We start from the raw sequence: 16,970 nt of genomic DNA, 5'->3' as shown, positions 1-16,970 counted from the left end.
GAAAAATGGCTGAACGTCTGAACAACGACTTCCAGTTCATCGAAGTGGGCCGCAAGGACCCAAAGAAAAAGCTGCTGCGCCAGCGCAAGAAGGAGTTCGTGGAAATCTACGAGCCGTTCAAGCCGCAGCAGTCCGTGGAGCAGGCGCACCGCTGCCTGGGCTGCGGTAACCCGTATTGCGAATGGAAGTGCCCGGTCCACAACTTCATCCCCAACTGGCTGAAGCTGGTTTCCGAAGGCAACATCCTGGCAGCGGCCGAGTTGTCGCACCAGACCAATACCCTGCCGGAAGTGTGCGGCCGCGTATGCCCGCAGGACCGCCTGTGCGAGGGCGCCTGCACCCTTAACGACGGCTTCGGCGCGGTGACCATCGGCTCGGTCGAGAAGTACATCACCGACACCGCCTTCGCCATGGGCTGGCGCCCGGACATGTCCAAGGTCAAGCCCACCGGCAAGCGCGTCGCCATCATCGGCGCCGGCCCGGCCGGCCTGGGCTGTGCCGATGTGCTGGTGCGTGCCGGGGTGACTCCGGTGGTATTCGACCGCAACCCGGAAATCGGCGGCCTGCTGACCTTCGGCATTCCCGAGTTCAAGCTGGAAAAGACCGTGCTCAGCAACCGCCGCGAAGTGTTCACCGGCATGGGTATCGAGTTCCGCCTGAACACCGAGGTGGGCAAGGACGTGACAATGGAGCAACTGCTCGCCGAGTACGACGCGGTGTTCATGGGCATGGGCACCTACACCTACATGAAGGGTGGTTTCCCCGGTGAGGACCTGCCGGGCGTGCATGACGCGCTGGACTTCCTGATCGCCAACGTCAAACGCAACCTGGGCTTCGAGAAGTCGCCGGAAGATTTCGTCGACATGCAGGGCAAGAAGGTGGTGGTGCTCGGGGGTGGTGACACCGCGATGGACTGCAACCGTACCTCGATCCGCCAGGGCGCCAAGTCGGTGACCTGTGCCTATCGTCGTGACGAGGCGAACATGCCGGGTTCGCGCCGTGAGGTGAAGAACGCCAAGGAAGAAGGCGTGAAGTTCCTCTACAACCGCCAGCCGATCGCCATTGTCGGTGAAGACAAGGTCGAAGGCGTGAAGGTGGTCGAGACCCGTCTGGGCGAGCCGGATGCGCGTGGCCGCCGCAGCCCCGAGCCGATCCCGGGTTCGGAAGAGATCCTGCCGGCCGATGCCGTGGTGATCGCCTTCGGCTTCCGCCCAAGCCCGGCGCCGTGGTTCGAGCAGCACGGCATCCAGCTGGACAGCCAGGGCCGCGTGGTGGCACCGGAGAAGGGCAAGTTCAAGCACCAGACCAGCAACCCGAAGGTATTTGCCGGGGGCGACATGGTGCGCGGTTCGGACCTGGTGGTGACGGCGATCTTCGAAGGGCGTACTGCTGCCGAGGGGATCCTCGACTACCTCGAAGTCTGATGGCACATAGGGGCCGCTTTGCGGCCCATCGCGACGCAAGGCCGCTCCTACAGGGGATCGCATATGTCCTGTAGCAGCGGCCTTGTGTCGCGATGGGCTGCAAAGCGGCCCCAAAGGCTTTTTTGTATACAAGATTGCTTGATCCATGGCATCCAATAGACAAAACGCATGGCCCTGACCGTGCCTTTTGCGCTGGCGTCTGAGAAAATGCCCGCACTTTTTTTCCGGATGCCGACATGACTGCCCTGAAGAACGATCGTTTCCTGCGTGCACTGCTCAAGCAACCCGTAGACGTCACCCCGGTGTGGATGATGCGCCAGGCTGGCCGCTATCTGCCGGAGTACCGTGCCAGCCGCGCCAAGGCCGGTGACTTCATGAGCCTGTGCATGAACCCGCAGTTCGCCTGCGAGGTCACCCTGCAGCCGCTGGACCGCTACCCGCTGGACGCGGCGATCCTGTTCTCGGACATTCTCACCATCCCTGACGCCATGGGCCTGGGCTTGTACTTCGAAACCGGCGAAGGCCCGCGCTTCAAGAAGGTCATCAGCACCCCGGCCGATATCGAAGCGCTGCCGATCCCCGACCCACAGAAAGACCTCGGCTATGTGATGGACGCGGTCAGCACCATCCGCCGCGAGCTCAACGGCCGCGTGCCGCTGATCGGCTTCTCCGGTAGCCCATGGACCTTGGCCACCTACATGGTCGAAGGCGGCTCGTCGAAGGACTTCCGCAAGACCAAGGCTATGGCCTACGACAACCCGCAAGCCCTGCACCTGCTGCTGGACAAGCTGGCGCAGTCGGTGACCAGCTACCTCAACGGCCAGATCCTCGCCGGCGCCCAGGCCGTGCAGATCTTCGACACCTGGGGCGGCAACCTGTCGGCGGCGGCCTATCAGGAATTCTCCCTGGCCTACATGCGCAAGATCGTCAGCGGCCTGATCCGCGAGCACGAAGGGCGCAAGGTGCCGGTAATCCTGTTCACCAAGAATGGCGGCCTGTGGTTGGAAAGCATCGCCGAAGCCGGTGCCGATGCGCTGGGCCTGGACTGGACCTGCGAAATCGGCGATGCCCGGCGCCGCGTGGGTGACAAGGTGGCGTTGCAGGGCAACATGGACCCAACCGTGCTGTACGCCAAGCCCGAGGCCATCCGCAAGGAAGTCGCGCGGATCCTGGCCAGTTACGGTCACGGCACGGGCCACGTGTTCAACCTGGGCCACGGCATCACCCCGGAAGTCGACCCGGAGCACGCAGGCGTCTTCATCAATGCCGTGCATGAGCTGTCGGCGCAATACCATCAGTGAACTGATCGCTGAAAGCCAAAGCCCGGCCAAGTGCCGGGCTTTTTGTTGCGTTAAGTTTTAATTCAGCGATCGTCGCTAATCTGGTCCCATCGAAACCAAACAGGACCTGATCCTCATGAAAACCCGCTACCTCGCCCTGATCCTCGCACCGCTGTTCAGCACTGCCACCCTGGCTGCCGGCTACACCGGCCCCGGTGCCCAGTCGGTTACCACTGTTGCCGCCGCCAATGATGCCGCCGATGACACCCCAGTGGTACTGCAGGGTTTTGTGACCAAGAAGATCAACAACGATGACAAGTACGAGTTCAAGGACAGCACCGGCACCATCACCGTGGAAATCGATGATGAAGACCTGCCGCAGACGCCGTTCAATGACAAGACCCGGGTCAAGCTGACGGGTGAGGTGGAGAAGCACCTGATGAGCCGGGAAGTGGATGTGGATCTTGTGGAAATCGTCAACTGATCCCCGGGGGAGCCTGCAAATGTGCAGGCTTCCGACTGTGTTGGCGCTTGTGCTTTGGATTGAGCACAAGGGAGGGTTTCCTCGGCGGGCAATTTGTTCCCGTTTCTCTTTACAGACAGGTCACCAGGCGTTCGGCTTTCGACGTGACCAGTTTTATCTGACGGCGGGCGATTGTGCCGGCGAATACTGTTCAGCCTACAGTGAACAGTTTTCAAAGGCACAACTCATGAACTTACCAGACGTGCGCAACCGCCCTTTTGGATTTTTTTCAATACCAACGCTCAGCTGTCTTTTATACCTGGCGATAGCATTTCAGGTGTCCACTGCATATGGCGCCCTGCCGCCCGAGTGGGAGCAGATTGGTGAAATCCGCCCGCAATCTGATCTGGATATAGGTGATCAGGTGCGCGCCCTGGCGCTGACAAACAGCACCATTCGTGAAAAACACTCTGCGATCATTTCGATAACTGAAGATAGCGACAGGCGCAGTGGCAACTGGTCGCGCAAGCTCGCGCAGCGCATCAATGCAGTCAATTCGGGTTTCCCTATCCGCGCAGGGCAATTGAGCGCCAGTGGAAGCATCCAGCCAGTAGCCGGAACAAACGCAATCTATGCAGGCCCTGAAGCGGTTGTTAATGGCTTTGAGCTGATTGTGGTGAGGGCACCCGACAGGGCGGTGAAGCCGCAGGGTATTCAGCCCTTCTATGGCATTGACGAGGGCAAGACTAGCGTGGGCTTTACTGTAACAACCGATCGTCCGATCTACATGACTGCGACCTTGCTGAACCAGCGCGGCGTCTCGGTAGGTTCAACCACCGAATGGGTGGATACGCGTACCAAGTCCATTTCCCTCGATGCGCGCAGTGCGCCAGGAACCCATACCCTGAAACTGCAGGCCGTGCATGACTCGCTGTGGGTTATCGACGAAAAGCGTTTCGTGGTTGAAGTGATACCTGCAGCGGGCGAACGCTATGATTTCATCTTTCCAGCCGCACTGTCCGGCTACCGGTCGGGCACTCGAGTTTTGCAACCCAAGACAGGTGATATCTACGAGTGCAGGCCATTCCCGCGCGAAGGTTGGTGCAGGAGTTATTCACACAACGACAGCCAATATGAACCGGGTATCGGTGAAGCATGGCAGGAGGCCTGGATCAGACGTTGATGTGTTTGCGGCAGGCGGGCTGCCCTGGCAGCCACCCGTCGGTCAGGCGCTCTTGGGCGCAAGCCTGCTCAGGCGCAGGGCCACCAGCAACGCCACCGCCAGCAAGCTGCCAATGAACAACCCGATCCCGTCCCAGCCCCACTGGTGCCAGAAGAACCCACCCGTGGTACCCGCGACACTCGACCCTGCGTAATAGCTGAACAGGTACAGCGACGAAGCTTGCCCCTTGGCTTTCAGCGCCCGGCGACCGATCCAGCTGCTGGCCACCGAATGTGCGCCAAAGAAGCCGAAGGTGAATACCAGCATGCCCAGGATCACCGCCACCAGCGGGCTGGCCAAGGTCATCAGCAAGCCACTCGCCATCACCACGATACTGGCCCAGAACACCCTGCGCCGGCCCAGCTTGTCGGCCAAAGCGCCGACCTGCGCCGAGCTGTAGATGCCCGACAGGTACACCACCGACAGCAAGCCGACCAGCGCCTGGTTCATATGGTAGGGCTCGGCCAGCAGGCGATAGCCGATGTAGTTGAACAGGGTGACGAAGGCGCCCATCAACAGGAAGGCTTCAAGGAACAGCCAAGGCAGGCCGGCATCCTTGAAGTGCATGACAAAGCCATCCAGCAGGCTACGCGGGTTCATTGCCTGTGGGCGGAAGTTGCGCGATTCGGGCAGCACTTTCCAGAACACCAGCGCGGCTACCAAGGCCATGCCACCGATGGTCAGCATCGCCGTATGCCAACTGACGAAATCGATCAGTACACCCGTGATCAGGCGCCCGCTCATGCCGCCAATGGCATTGCCGCCAATGTACAGGCCCATGGCCAGGCCGATGTGCTGCGGGTGGATTTCCTCGCTCAGGTAGGTCATCGCCACTGCCGCCAGGCCGCTCAGCGACAGGCCGACCAGAGCGCGGGTGGCCAGCACCAGCTCCCAGCTCGGCATCACCGCGCTGGCCAAGGTGGACAGGGCCGCGCAAGCCAGGGCAAACACCATCACCGGCTTGCGGCCGATGCGGTCGGAAATGGGCCCTGTAATCAACAGGCCGAACGCCAGCATCGCCGTCGCTACCGACAGCACCAGGCTGCTTTGCGCTGCGTTGATGGCAAATTCCTTGGACAGCAGCGGCATCATCGGCTGTACGCAATACAGCAGGGCGAAGGTGGCGAAGCCGCCGCTGAACAGTGCCAGCACAGTCTTCAGGAAGGCAGGCGTGCCCTTTTCGATCCACATGTCGTTCAAGGGGGCGGGTTTCGGCTCTGCAGGAAGGGGCGCTACGGCAGTTTTCACGGGCGGGGACCTCTGACGCAATGAAAAAATCATATAGCTGGCTAATGATTAGTTCCAATATATTGTTCGACCTATTTAAGATGTTTAGCGACTTGTTCGGAGCCGATCATGGAACTGCGCCACCTGCGGTACTTCATTGCCGTGGCCGAGGAACTGCACTTTGGCCGTGCCGCCCAGCAACTGGGCATCTCGCAGCCGCCCTTGAGCCAGCAGATCCAGGCGCTGGAGCAGGAACTGGGCGCGCGGCTGTTCGAGCGCACCAACCGGCGGGTCGAGCTGAGCGAGGCGGGGCGGTTGTTCCTCGACGAAGCCCGCCAGGTGCTGGCGCAAGTGGAAAAAGCCGCCGATGTGGCCCGACGTGCGCAGTTGGGCGAGCTGGGCGAAATGAAGATCGGCTTCACGTCCTCGGCCCCGTTCACCTCGAAGATTCCCAAGGCCATCCATGCGTTCCGTCAGCGTTTCCCGGCGGTGCACCTGAACCTCAGGGAAATGAGCAGCCGCGATGTTGCCGAGGGCGTTTTCGATGAATCCATCGAGGTAGGGCTGATGCGGCCGATGCCGCTGCCGGAAGGCCTGGTCGCCACCGAGCTGTTCAGCGAGCCGCTGGTAGCGGTGATCAACGCATCGCACCCGCTGGCCGAAGGTACCGAGCATGGCCTGCACATGACGGCGCTGGCCCATGAGCCGTTCGTGTTCTTCCCGCGCAGTTATGGCAGCGGCCTGCATGCGCAGCTGGTGAGCCTGGCGCGGCAGGCGGGCTTCAGCCCGCACTTTGCCCAGGAAGCGGGGGAAGCGATGACCATCATTGGCCTGGTGTCGGCAGGGTTGGGGGTTTCGGTACTGCCGGCCTCCTTCCAGCGCATGCGCATCGAAGGCGTGGTGTACCGCACCTTGCTCGATGACGGGGCGATGACTGCGGTGTGGCTGGTACAGCGCGAGCGCGGCAGGTCGGCAATGGCCAAGGCCTTTGCCGAGTTGCTCACCGGGCAGTCCTATGATTGACGACCTGCAGGGGTGAACGGCAAATGGCACTGGCCATTGCTGCGGCGCCGCCACATACTCGGGCATTCGTTGAAACACGGAGGTCAATCATGCGGCGCGTGGTGTTCAATCAGAAAGGTGGCGTGGGCAAGTCGAGCATCGCCTGCAACCTGGCGGCGGTCAGTGCCAATGAAGGCTACCGAACCCTGCTGATCGACCTGGATGCCCAGGCCAACTCGACCCAGTACCTCACCGGCCTCACCGGCGACGACATTCCCATGGGCATCGCCGATTTCTTCAAGCAGAGCCTGTCCAGCGGGCCGTTCAGCAAGAAGAACAAGGTAGATATCTACGAAACCCCATTCGACAACCTGCACGTGGTCACCGCCACTGCCGAGCTGGCCGACCTGCAGCCGAAGCTGGAGGCCAAGCACAAGATCAACAAGCTGCGTAAGTTGCTCGATGAACTGGACGAGGATTACGAGCGGATCTATATCGATACCCCGCCGGCGCTGAATTTCTATGCGGTTTCCGCGCTGATCGCCGCCGATCGCGTGCTGATTCCCTTCGACTGCGACAGCTTCTCGCGCCAGGCCCTGTATGGCCTGCTGGCCGAGATCGAAGAGCTCAAGGAAGACCACAACGAAGACCTGGTGGTCGAAGGCATCGTGGTCAATCAGTTCCAGTCCCGCGCCAGCCTGCCGCAGCAGATGCTCGATGAGCTGCTGGAAGAGGGCCTGCCGGTGCTACCGGTGTACCTGGGCAGCTCGGTGAAGATGCGTGAGTCGCACCACGCCAGCCTGCCGCTGATTCACCTGGAGCCCAGGCACAAGCTGACCCAGCAGTTTGTCGAGTTGCACGATTTGCTTGAGGAGAATGGCTGAGGATCTTCAGCGCTTATGAGACCGAGCGCCGCCCGCGCGGCGCTCGATCTCATTGGCGCCACCTTGCGTAAGGTGTTCGCCTGGTTGCCCTGATGCAGTCCGAAGCGGAACAAATGTTTCACCGCGATAGAGCGATATGAAAATGCTCATTACCCTATCCCAGCGGAGCCCTAAACCCCCTGGCTACGCAGCCATTCCAGCAACGACTGGAGTGGAAACGCCCCGGCTTGGCGGCTGATCTCGCGACCGTTCTTGAACAGGATCAGGCTGGGAATCGAGCGGATGCCCAGTTGTCCGGCGAGGTTGCGGTTGGCCTCGCTGTCGAGCTTGGCCAGGCGGCAGCGGCCGCTTAGCTGGCGCGCGGCCTGTTCGAAGGTCGGGGCGAAGGATTTGCACGGGCCGCACCAGTCGGCCCAGACGTCGACCAGCAGCGGCAGGTCGCCCTTGATCTGGCCGGCATAGCTCGCTTCGCTGAGTTCGAACGGGGCGCTCAGCAGCACGTCCTGCTTGCAGCGGCCGCACTTCGGGGCCTCGCCCAGGCGCCCGGCGGGCACGCGGTTGAGGCCATTGCAGTGGGGGCAGGGGATTACCATGGGTTCGGACATGTCATTTCCTTGAGATTTTGCGGCTGCTCTGCAGCCCATCGCAGCACAAGGCCGCACCTGCAAGGATACGCGTATTCCTGTAGGAGCGGCCTTGTGTCGCGATGGGCCGTAAAGCGGCCCCAGGATTCATGATGAACAGCTGATTTCCAGGTGCTTGCCCCACTCCGGCGGCCGTTCGGCGTAGGCCTGCATCCCGGCTTGCTCTTCAAATGGCTTGCTCAGCACCTGATGCAACCGCCGTACTTCACTGTAGTCTCCCGCTTCGGCCGCCTCGATGGCTTTCTGCGCCAGGTAGTTGCGCAACACGTACAGCGGGTTGACCGCATGCATCCGTGCCCGACGCCCTTCGGCATTTCCGGTTTCGCGCTCGCAGCGGGCCAGGTAGTCGGCCGACCAGGCATCGAAACCGGCCAGGTCGACGAAGTCGTCGCGCACCACTTTCAGCGCTTCGGCTACCGGCTTGTCACCCAGCTTGCGGAAGAACAGGTTGTAGTCCACGCCACCGCTCTGCATGCGCTGCAACAGGCGTTCGACCATCGCCATGTCGTCGTCCTCGGCAGTGGTCAGGCCCAGGCGGCGGCGCATCAGGTCGAGGTAATGGGCCTGGTAAAGCGGCAGGAACAGCCCCAGTGCCTCTTTCAGCGGTTCCACTTCGATCACCGTGGTCAGCGCCTGGGCCAGGGCACTGAGGTTCCAGTGAGCAATCGGTACCTGGTTGGCATAGCTGTAGCGGCCACGGTCGTCGGAGTGGTTGCAGATGAAGTTGGCGTCGAAATCGTCCAGGAATGCGTAAGGGCCGAAGTCGAAGGTGATGCCGAGAATCGACATGTTGTCGGTGTTCATCACGCCGTGGCAGAAGCCGTAGGCCTGCCAGCGGGCAATCAGCTCGGCGTTGCGCTCGACGATGCTGCGGAACATGGCCAGGTAGGGCTGCTCGGCATCACGGCATTCGGGATAGTGCTGGTCCAGCACGTGGTCGATCAGCACGCGCTGTTGTTCAGGCTGTTTGGTGTAGTAGAAGTATTCGAAGTGGCCGAAACGCACGTGGCTGTGCGCCAGGCGGGTGAGCATGGCCGCGCTTTCCCGGGTTTCACGCCACACCGGGGTGCTGGAGCCGATGACGCACAGTGCCCGGCTGGTGGCGATGCCCAGGGCGTGCAGCGCTTCCGAGGCGAGGAACTCGCGAATCGATGAGCGCAGCACGGCGCGGCCGTCACCCATGCGCGAATAGGGCGTCTGGCCGGCGCCCTTGAGGTGCAGGTCCCAGTGCTCGCCGGCGTCGTTGAGTACTTCGGCCAGCAGCAGGCCGCGGCCATCACCCAGCCGGGGGTTGTACGAGCCGAACTGGTGGCCGGAATAGACCATCGCCCGTGGGTCGGCCTGGTCCCACAACTTGTGGCCGCTGAACAGCTCGGCGAACAGGGGCAGTTCGGCCTGCGCTGGGTCGAGGTCGAGCAGGGCCATGGCCGACTCGCTCGCTACCACCAGGCGTGGCTCGGCGATGGGATCGGGGAGCACCTGGGTGGAGAACGCGTCGCCCAGGCGAGCGAAGCGGTTGTCGAAGGTGAGTTGGTCGAGGGCTTTCACGGGCTGCTCCTGGAAGTCGGTGCCATTGGGGCCGCGTTGCGGCCCATCGCCGGCAAGCCAGCGCCCAGCGAAGGTGTGTGGAGCCTGAGGGCAACACAGTTCTGGTGGGCGCTGGCTTGCCGGCGAACGAGGGCGAGGCCCTCGCAGGCATTCTGGGCGTTCATGCCCTATGGAGTCCACTTACACCGGCTGAGTGCCATCCGATTTTGGCTGCTGCACCGGCACCAGCTGTTGCTTGCCGCCTTGCTGGTCCATCAGGAATACCTCCACCTGGCGTACCGAGATCTTGATGTTGTGCGCCTTGAACTCGCGGTTGATGTAGCGGTTGATTTCGTCCAGCGTCGGGTTGCGGTCGCCCAGGTCGCGTACGTGCATGCGCAGTTCATGGTCCAGCGAGCTTTCGCCGAAGTTGAGGAAATACACGATCGGCTCCGGGTCCTTGAGTACCCGTGGGTTCTCATGGGCGCCCTTGAGCAGCAGCTCGCGCACCAGGTCCAGGTCGGAGCCGTAGTCGATGCCCAGTTTCAATGTCACCCGGGTGACCGTGTCGGTCAGCGACCAGTTGATCAGCTGGCCGGTGATGAAGGTCTTGTTGGGGACGATGATGTCCTTGCGGTCGAAATCGGTGATGGTGGTGGCGCGGATGCGGATCTTGCTCACCGTGCCCGAGAGGTTGCCGATGGTGATGGTGTCGCCGATGCGCACCGGGCGTTCGAACAGGATCATGATGCCGGAAATGAAGTTGGCGAAGATCTCCTGCATGCCGAAGCCCAGGCCCACCGACAACGCAGCTACCAGCCACTGCAGCTTGTCCCAGCTGACCCCCAGGGTCGACAGGGTGCTGACGATGCCGACGCCGACGATGGTGTACGACAACAGCGTGGTGGTGGCGTAGGCGCTGCCCTGGGCCAGGTTCAGGCGTGACAGTACCAGCACTTCCAGCAGGCCCGGCAAGTTGCCGGCCAGGGCAAAGGTGATGCCGACGATGACCAGCGCGCCAAGCAGGTCGCCGAGGCTGATCGGCACCATGCTGGCGGCGGCGCCGGCGCCACTGGTGTATTCGTAGAGGACGAAGTTGTTGAGGTAGGCGAACACCGAGATCAGGTCCGACCACACCCAGTACAGGCCGGCGATGAAGCCGCCGAGCAGGGCCAGGCGGATCAGGCGCAGCGACTGCTGGTTGACCTGTTCGATGTCCAGGGTCGGCTCTTCGGTGATGACTTCGCCATCCAGCCCCTCCTTGGCTGCCGCCCGCTTGCTCAGCGCGCGTTGGTAGGCCAGGCGCCGTGCCGCCACCGACAGACCGCGCACGAACGCGGCCTCGATCACCAACCAGAACAGCAGCAGGTAGAGGGTATAGATCAGCCTGTCGGTGAGCTTCAGCGCGGTGTAGTAGTAGCCGAAGCACACGGCCACGAACAGGGCGATGGGCAGTGCCGTGAAGGCCACGCCCACGGCCTTGCGGAACAGCGAGGTGTCGCGGTGTGCCGGGCTGCTGAGCAGCAGGCGGCTGAGCAGCCAGGCCATCAAGGCATAGCAGGTCAGCACCACGCCGATGCCCAGCACGTCGTCGGCCAGGGCCGATGGCTGATGTTCGGCCACGGCCACCACGCCGACCAGCGCCAGCACCACGGTGCCCAGGCGGCGTACCCAGCCGCGCAGGAACTCGACCTGCGGCTTGTGCCAGCGGAAATGGATTTCCGCCACGCCACCGGGGGCGAGGATGCGGTAGGCGGTGTAGAACACCAGCCAGGCCTGGGCCAGCTGCCAGAGGGCGGCGCCGAGGTTGGCGTTCTGCCCACGGGCGTCGATCTGCAGGGCATAGCTGCACAGGGCCAGGCCCAGGCTGACCGGCATCGCCAGCAGGATGTTGATGAGGATCGCTTGCGGTGTATGCCACTGGCTGTCGCGACGGAAATGGCCGATGTCCTGGTGCACCTTGCCCAACCGCTGGTACAGGTACTTGCGCCGCCACAGCAGGGCGCCGATCACCAGCAGCAGCGGCAGGAACAGCAACGGGCGTTGGCTCAAGCCGTCGGCCAGTTCCTTGAGGCTCGAACCCCAGGGCAGGCTGGCCACCTGGTCGGCGAAGCGTGCCGGCACCAGGCTCAGCCATTCCCAGTCCAGTGGCTTGTTGCTGGGAATCCAGAACATTTGCTCTTCGAGCGTGGTGCGCAAGCCTTGGGCAGTGCCGAGCAGCTGCTTCTGGTTGAGCTGCAAGGTGATCGATTCGTTGAGCAGTGCCGACAGCTCCCGGCTGAGGCGTTCGAGCAGGTCGACGCGGGTAATCATCACCTCCAGCAGCGCCTTGCGCAGCTGAGGGGTAACCTGCTCCTGCGGTTGGCCGGCCAGCAGGTTGTCGACGTACGCGGCGGGGCTGCTCATCTGCTCGCGTTGCTGGTTCACTTCGAACTGGTAAAGACGGATATCGGCGATCTGGTCAGCCAGGTCGCGGTCGACTTTCAGGTGCGGCAAGGCCTGCTTTTGCTTGTAGAGGATCTTGGACAGCAGCAGGCTGCCCTTGAGCACGCTGATCTGTTCGTCCAAGGCCTGGTCGGCCTGGGTCAGGCTGTCGAGCTGCTGCTTGCTGCGCAGGTTCTGTTGGGTCAGCTCGTTGAGGCGGTCGGTGCTCTTGAGCAGGTAGTCGGACAGCTTCAGGTTGGCAGCGCTTTCGTTGGCCAGCAGGGTGCTGCCGCCGGCTTTCTGCGCTTCGATCGACTGCTGGGTAACCGCCTGCTGCGACTGGGCCAGGCGCTTTTCGTTGATCAGCGTTTGCAGGTCCTGGATTTCCTGCTCCATGCGTGTGGCGCGTTCGATCAGCAGGTCATGACGGGCATTGCCCAGGTCCTGCAGCAGGCCGTTGCCGGCCAGTTCCTGACGGCGCAACAAGGTCAGGGCATTGAGCGATGCCAGCTCGGCATTGAGTTTGTTGCGTTGGTCGCTGTTGAGTGGCTTGCCGTTTTCCTTGCCGCTCTTGAGGCTGAGGTTGATCTGCTGGGTACGTGTCTGGTTGTTGCTGATTTCTGCCTGAGCCCGCTCTGGGCGTGTCTGTGAGTTGATGATCAGGCTGTTGGCATCCGACAGTGCCTTTTGCAGTTCGCCTTGTTGCGTACTGCGCTCGCTGAGCATCTGCTCCAGCTGTGGCACGTTCAGGGTGGCGTAGCGTTGGGCCACCGGCAGGGGCTTGCTGGCCTTGAGCTTGATCAGCTCGCGCTGGCTGTCGGCGGTTTCCTTGGGCGCGCCAGCCAATTGCTGCTTGAGTGCCTCAAGCTTCTTTTCGCTGTCTTCCTTGCTGAGCAACAGTGCCAAGGTCTGTTCCAGCACCTGTTGCTGGGCCTTCTGCTCCGGTGTCAGTTGTGCAGCCTTGGGGTCGGCCTCTGCACCCTTGGGCTGGGAAATCTTGTTCAGGCTGCTCTGGATGCTGGTCGTGGTGGGAAGCTCGGCCGCGCCAGCGGCGAACGAGAGAGACAAGCACAGCCCGAGCAGGGCTGTGCGAAGGTACACGCGCAGTGACATAGGCAGACTACTTGTGGATCCGGCAGAAACGAAGTTTAGAGGAACAATCCTGGTCCGGGTCGCGTTCCTTCGGGGAATCTGACGCCTACTTTCTGAATCTTGTTCCCGTCCATGGTGGCCACGGTCCAGATCGTGCCATGCCATTCGACCTGGTCACCTACTACTGGAGCGCCTCCGACCTTCTGTCGGATGAACTGCGCCAACGGCATTTTCGCATCCAGGCCATCGAGTTTCAGGCCGTACAGCGCCGCCACCGCACCCAGCTCGGCATCGCCTTCGAGTACGAAGTCGCCGAAGAAACGCAAGTCCAGGCCGCGTTGCGGCGCCTGGCTGAACAGTTTGCCCAGGGCTGGCAGGTTGTGCTCGTGGCCGATCACGCAAAGCATGTCGCCCACTTCCAGCACGGTGCTGCCCGACGGGTGCAGCAGTTGCTCGCCCCGGAACAGTGCGGCGATGCGCGTGCCTTCGGGCATTTTCAGCTCGCGCAGGGCGGCGCCAATGCACCATTTTTCCGCACCCAGGCGGTAGACGAACAGTTCCCACTCGCTGGTCAGGTGGACTTCCAGCGCAGAGCGGGAGATCGGCGCCGGGTCGGGCGGTACGGTCACTTTCAGCAGCTTGGCCATCCACGGCAGGCTGGTGCCTTGCACCAGCAGCGACACCAGCACGATGAAGAACGCCAGGTTGAAGAACAGCTGGGCGTCCGGCAGGCCGGCCATCAACGGGAATACCGCCAGGATGATCGGTACCGCACCGCGCAGGCCAACCCAGGAAATGAAGCCCTTTTCACGGCCATGGAAGGCCTTGAATGGCAGCAGGCTGGCGACCACCGACAGCGGTCGCGCCACCAGGATCATCCACAACGCCAGGCCCAGCGCAGGCAGGGCGATGGGCAGCAAATCATGCGGCGTGACCAGCAAGCCCAGCACCAGGAACATGCCGATCTGCGCCAGCCAGGCCATGCCATCGAGCATGTGCAGGATGCCGTGGCGGCTGCGGATCGGCTTGTTGCCCAGCACCAGGCCGCACAGGTAGACGGCAAGGAAGCCGCTGCCGTGCAGGGCGTTGGTCAGCGAGAACACCACCAGGCCGCCAGCGATGACCAGGATTGGGTACAGGCCGCCGGCCAAGTTGATGCGGTTGACCAGTTGCAGCATCAGCCAGCCACCGCCCAGGCCCAGCAGCCCGCCGATGCCGAACTCGCGCAGCAGGTGGGTGAGCAGGCTCCAGTGCAGGCCGGTCTGGCCGCTGGCGATCATGTCGATGAGGGTGACGGTGAGGAACACGGCCATCGGGTCGTTGCTGCCCGATTCGATTTCCAGGGTCGCGGTCACCCGCTCGTTCAGGCCTTTGCCACCGAGCAGCGAGAACACCGCCGCAGCGTCGGTGGAGCCGACGATCGCACCGATCAGCAGGCCCTGGATCAGGCTCAGGTCGAACAACCAGGCGGCGACCATGCCGGTAAGGGCGGTGGTGATCATCACCCCGACGGTGGCCAGCGACAGCGCTGGCCACAGGGCCACGCGGAAACTCGCAACCCGTGTACGCAGGCCACCGTCGAGCAGGATCACGGCCAACGCCAGGTTGCCCACCAGGTAGGCGGTCGGGTAGTTGTTGAAGATGATGCCGCCACCATCGACACCGGCGATCATGCCGACCGCAAGGATGATGACCAGGATAGGGATGCCCAGGCGCGACGACAGCGAGCTGACCAGAATACTTGCACCCACCAGCAATGCGCCGATCAGGAACAGGCTGTTGATGGTGCTTGCATCCAAAGGCAGGTACTCCGGGAACCGCGGGGGGAGGGGACTTGATAGCATGTCGCTAGCAGGTCGCGTGCCAAATGATTCTAACCTGATGAATTGGCAGCCTGTAAAGCGTTTCTGCAGATGAAAAAAAGACACCGCGGTGGGTGCCTTTTCATCGTGGGACGTTTGCGAGGGCTTTGCCCTCGATCGCGACACAAGGCCGCTCCTACAAGAGAACGCGTGCCCTTTGTAGGGGCGCCTGGTGTCGCGAAAGGGCCGCAAAGCGGCCCCAGCTCCGTCAGGCCTGTTTCACCTCACGCAGCGGCTTGCCCTTCACCGGTGCACCATTGGCCACATAGTACTTGGCGGTGCTGCGCGGCAGCGGCTTGCGGCCACGGATCTTGTCCGAGATTTTCTCGGCGATCATGATCGTGGTGGCGTTGAGGTTGCCGGTGATGATGATCGGCATGATCGACGCATCGACCACACGCAGGCCTTGCATGCCGTGCACGCGGCCTTCGCCGTCGACCACCGCCATGTCGTCGGTGCCCATCTTGCACGAGCAGGACGGGTGGAAGGCGGTTTCGGCGTGCTCACGGATGAACTTGTCCAGTTCCTCGTCGGTCTGCACGTGCGCGCCCGGGCTGATCTCGCGGCCACGGTACGGGTCCAGCGCCGGCTGGGCCATGATTTCGCGGGTCAGGCGGATGCCGTCACGGAATTCCTGCCAGTCCTGTTCGGTCGCCATGTAGTTGAACAGGATGCTTGGGTGCTGGCGCGGGTCCTTCGACTTGAGGCGGATACGGCCGCGGCTGGGCGAACGCATCGAGCCCATGTGCGCCTGGAAGCCATGTTCCTGCACGCCGTTGGAGCCGTTGTAGTTGATGGCCACCGGCAGGAAGTGGTACTGGATGTTCGGCCATTTGAATTCAGGGCGGGTACGGATGAAACCGCCAGCCTCGAACTGGTTGCTGGCGCCGATACCGGTGCCGTTGAACATCCACTCGGCGCCGATCGCCGGCTGGTTCCACCACAGCAGCGACGGGTACAGCGACACCGGCTGGGTGCAGGCGTACTGCAGGTACAGTTCCAGGTGGTCCTGCAGGTTTTCACCAACGCCCGGCAGGTCGTGCACCACCGGGATGTCGAGGCTTTCCAGCAGGGCGCGCGGGCCGACGCCGGAACGCTGCAGCAGTTGCGGCGAGGCGATGGCACCGGAGCTGACGATCACTTCCTTGCGGGCGCGGGCTTCGACGCGCTCTTCGCTGTCGCCGACCAGGTAGGTCACGCCGATGGCGCGCTTGCCGTCGAACAGTACGCGGTCAGTCAGGGCGTGGGTGACGATGGTCAGGTTCGGGCGCTTCTTGGCCTGGTCCAGGTAGCCACGGGCAGTGCTGGAACGGCGACCGTTCTTGGTCACGGTGCGGTCCATCGGGCCGAAGCCTTCCTGCTGGTAGCCATTGAGGTCTTCGGTACGCGGGTAACCGGCCTGTACGCCGGCTTCGACCATGGCGTGGAACAGCGGGTTGTTGCCGGCTTTCGGCGTGGTCACGCTGACCGGGCCGTCGCCGCCGTGGTAGTCGTTCGGGCCGATGTCACGGGTTTCGGCCTTGCGGAAGTACGGCAGGCAGTCCAGGTAGGTCCAGTCTTCCAGGCCTGGCAGTTCTGCCCAGCCGTCGAAGTCCATGGCGTTGCCACGGATGTAGCACATGCCGTTGATCAGCGACGAGCCGCCCAGGCCCTTGCCACGGCCACACTCCATGCGGCGGCCATCCATGTGCGGCTCTGGGTCGGTCTCGTAGGCCCAGTTGTAGCGGCGGCCCTGCAGCGGGAAAGCCAGGGCGGCCGGCATCTGGGTGCGGAAGTCGAAGCGGTAGTCGGGGCCGCCGGCTTCCAGCAGCAGTACAGTGACGCCGGCGTCTTCGGTCAGGCGGGTCGCCAGGGTGTTACCGGCCGAGCCGGCACCGACGATGATGTAATCGTATTCTTTGGACATGAAAGTACCCTCA

The 16,970-nt window shown here is 62.7% G+C and carries 12 protein-coding genes; 6 read left to right on the top strand and 6 right to left on the bottom strand.

What is annotated here, in order from left to right:
* Positions 1 to 5 precede the first annotated feature (5 nt).
* The 4 genes from ACJA3S_RS24140 (at position 6) to ACJA3S_RS24125 (ending at position 4,350) form a co-directional block, all read left to right on the top strand.
* Positions 6 to 1,424, top strand: coding sequence for an FAD-dependent oxidoreductase (locus tag ACJA3S_RS24140; RefSeq protein ID WP_406820246.1), 1,419 nt, complete (start codon positions 6 to 8; stop codon positions 1,422 to 1,424).
* Positions 1,425 to 1,660: 236 nt separating this feature from the next.
* A complete protein-coding gene (hemE, locus tag ACJA3S_RS24135; protein WP_406820245.1) occupies positions 1,661 to 2,725 on the top strand; it encodes a uroporphyrinogen decarboxylase in 1,065 nt (354 codons plus the stop codon).
* A 115-nt stretch (positions 2,726 to 2,840) separates the two neighbouring features.
* Positions 2,841 to 3,188: a NirD/YgiW/YdeI family stress tolerance protein gene (locus ACJA3S_RS24130; RefSeq protein ID WP_406820244.1), complete on the top strand. Its 348-nt coding sequence runs from the start codon at positions 2,841 to 2,843 to the stop codon at positions 3,186 to 3,188.
* Positions 3,189 to 3,414: 226 nt separating this feature from the next.
* Positions 3,415 to 4,350 (top strand): hypothetical protein, encoded by a 936-nt coding sequence (locus ACJA3S_RS24125; protein ID WP_406820243.1) that lies wholly within the window; start codon positions 3,415 to 3,417, stop codon positions 4,348 to 4,350.
* A gap of 42 nt (positions 4,351 to 4,392) precedes the next feature.
* Here ACJA3S_RS24125 and ACJA3S_RS24120 read toward each other — a convergent pair whose 3' ends face one another.
* The gene (locus ACJA3S_RS24120) at positions 4,393 to 5,580 is read right to left on the bottom strand and encodes an MFS transporter (protein ID WP_406822304.1); all 1,188 of its coding nucleotides are present in this window, start codon (positions 5,578 to 5,580) and stop codon (positions 4,393 to 4,395) included.
* Between the two features lie 165 nt (positions 5,581 to 5,745).
* On the opposite strand from ACJA3S_RS24120, the gene ACJA3S_RS24115 reads away from it, so the two are divergent.
* Complete coding sequence (locus ACJA3S_RS24115; RefSeq protein WP_406820242.1) at positions 5,746 to 6,639, top strand: LysR substrate-binding domain-containing protein; 894 nt, start codon at positions 5,746 to 5,748, stop codon at positions 6,637 to 6,639.
* Between the two features lie 89 nt (positions 6,640 to 6,728).
* Entirely contained in the window at positions 6,729 to 7,502 is a 774-nt protein-coding gene (locus tag ACJA3S_RS24110; RefSeq protein WP_406820241.1) for a ParA family protein, read from the top strand.
* A 170-nt stretch (positions 7,503 to 7,672) separates the two neighbouring features.
* Here the strand turns inward: ACJA3S_RS24110 and trxC are convergent, their stop codons facing one another.
* The 5 genes from trxC to betA form a co-directional block, all read right to left on the bottom strand.
* Positions 7,673 to 8,107, bottom strand: coding sequence for a thioredoxin TrxC (gene trxC / locus ACJA3S_RS24105; RefSeq protein ID WP_406820240.1), 435 nt, complete (start codon positions 8,105 to 8,107; stop codon positions 7,673 to 7,675).
* A 126-nt stretch (positions 8,108 to 8,233) separates the two neighbouring features.
* On the bottom strand, positions 8,234 to 9,694 hold the full coding sequence (gene selO / locus ACJA3S_RS24100; RefSeq protein ID WP_406820239.1) for a protein adenylyltransferase SelO: 1,461 nt from the start codon (positions 9,692 to 9,694) through the stop codon (positions 8,234 to 8,236).
* Between the two features lie 180 nt (positions 9,695 to 9,874).
* A complete protein-coding gene (gene mscK / locus ACJA3S_RS24095) occupies positions 9,875 to 13,210 on the bottom strand; it encodes a mechanosensitive channel MscK (RefSeq protein WP_406820238.1) in 3,336 nt (1,111 codons plus the stop codon).
* A gap of 35 nt (positions 13,211 to 13,245) precedes the next feature.
* Positions 13,246 to 14,988, bottom strand: a complete 1,743-nt coding sequence (locus ACJA3S_RS24090) for a potassium/proton antiporter (RefSeq protein ID WP_170034328.1) — start codon at positions 14,986 to 14,988, stop codon at positions 13,246 to 13,248.
* A 271-nt stretch (positions 14,989 to 15,259) separates the two neighbouring features.
* Entirely contained in the window at positions 15,260 to 16,957 is a 1,698-nt protein-coding gene (gene betA, locus ACJA3S_RS24085; protein WP_406820237.1) for a choline dehydrogenase, read from the bottom strand.
* Positions 16,958 to 16,970 lie beyond the last annotated feature (13 nt).

Source organism: Pseudomonas sp. KnCO4 (assembly GCF_045344305.1).
In the GTDB taxonomy this organism is placed as follows: Bacteria; Pseudomonadota; Gammaproteobacteria; order Pseudomonadales; family Pseudomonadaceae; genus Aquipseudomonas; species Aquipseudomonas anuradhapurensis.
This window is presented reverse-complemented; position numbering and strand designations above follow the sequence as displayed.

Excerpts from the sequence above, each read along its gene's own strand:
- ACJA3S_RS24140 (WP_406820246.1), top strand. The coding sequence starts at position 6 with ATGGCTGAACGTCTGAACAACGACTTCCAGTTCATCGAAGTGGGCCGC.
- hemE (WP_406820245.1), top strand. The coding sequence starts at position 1,661 with ATGACTGCCCTGAAGAACGATCGTTTCCTGCGTGCACTGCTCAAGCAA.
- ACJA3S_RS24130 (WP_406820244.1), top strand. The coding sequence starts at position 2,841 with ATGAAAACCCGCTACCTCGCCCTGATCCTCGCACCGCTGTTCAGCACT.
- ACJA3S_RS24125 (WP_406820243.1), top strand. The coding sequence starts at position 3,415 with ATGAACTTACCAGACGTGCGCAACCGCCCTTTTGGATTTTTTTCAATA.
- ACJA3S_RS24120 (WP_406822304.1), bottom strand. The coding sequence starts at position 5,580 with ATGTGGATCGAAAAGGGCACGCCTGCCTTCCTGAAGACTGTGCTGGCA.
- ACJA3S_RS24115 (WP_406820242.1), top strand. The coding sequence starts at position 5,746 with ATGGAACTGCGCCACCTGCGGTACTTCATTGCCGTGGCCGAGGAACTG.
- ACJA3S_RS24110 (WP_406820241.1), top strand. The coding sequence starts at position 6,729 with ATGCGGCGCGTGGTGTTCAATCAGAAAGGTGGCGTGGGCAAGTCGAGC.
- trxC (WP_406820240.1), bottom strand. The coding sequence starts at position 8,107 with ATGTCCGAACCCATGGTAATCCCCTGCCCCCACTGCAATGGCCTCAAC.
- mscK (WP_406820238.1), bottom strand. The coding sequence starts at position 13,210 with ATGTCACTGCGCGTGTACCTTCGCACAGCCCTGCTCGGGCTGTGCTTG.
- betA (WP_406820237.1), bottom strand. The coding sequence starts at position 16,957 with ATGTCCAAAGAATACGATTACATCATCGTCGGTGCCGGCTCGGCCGGT.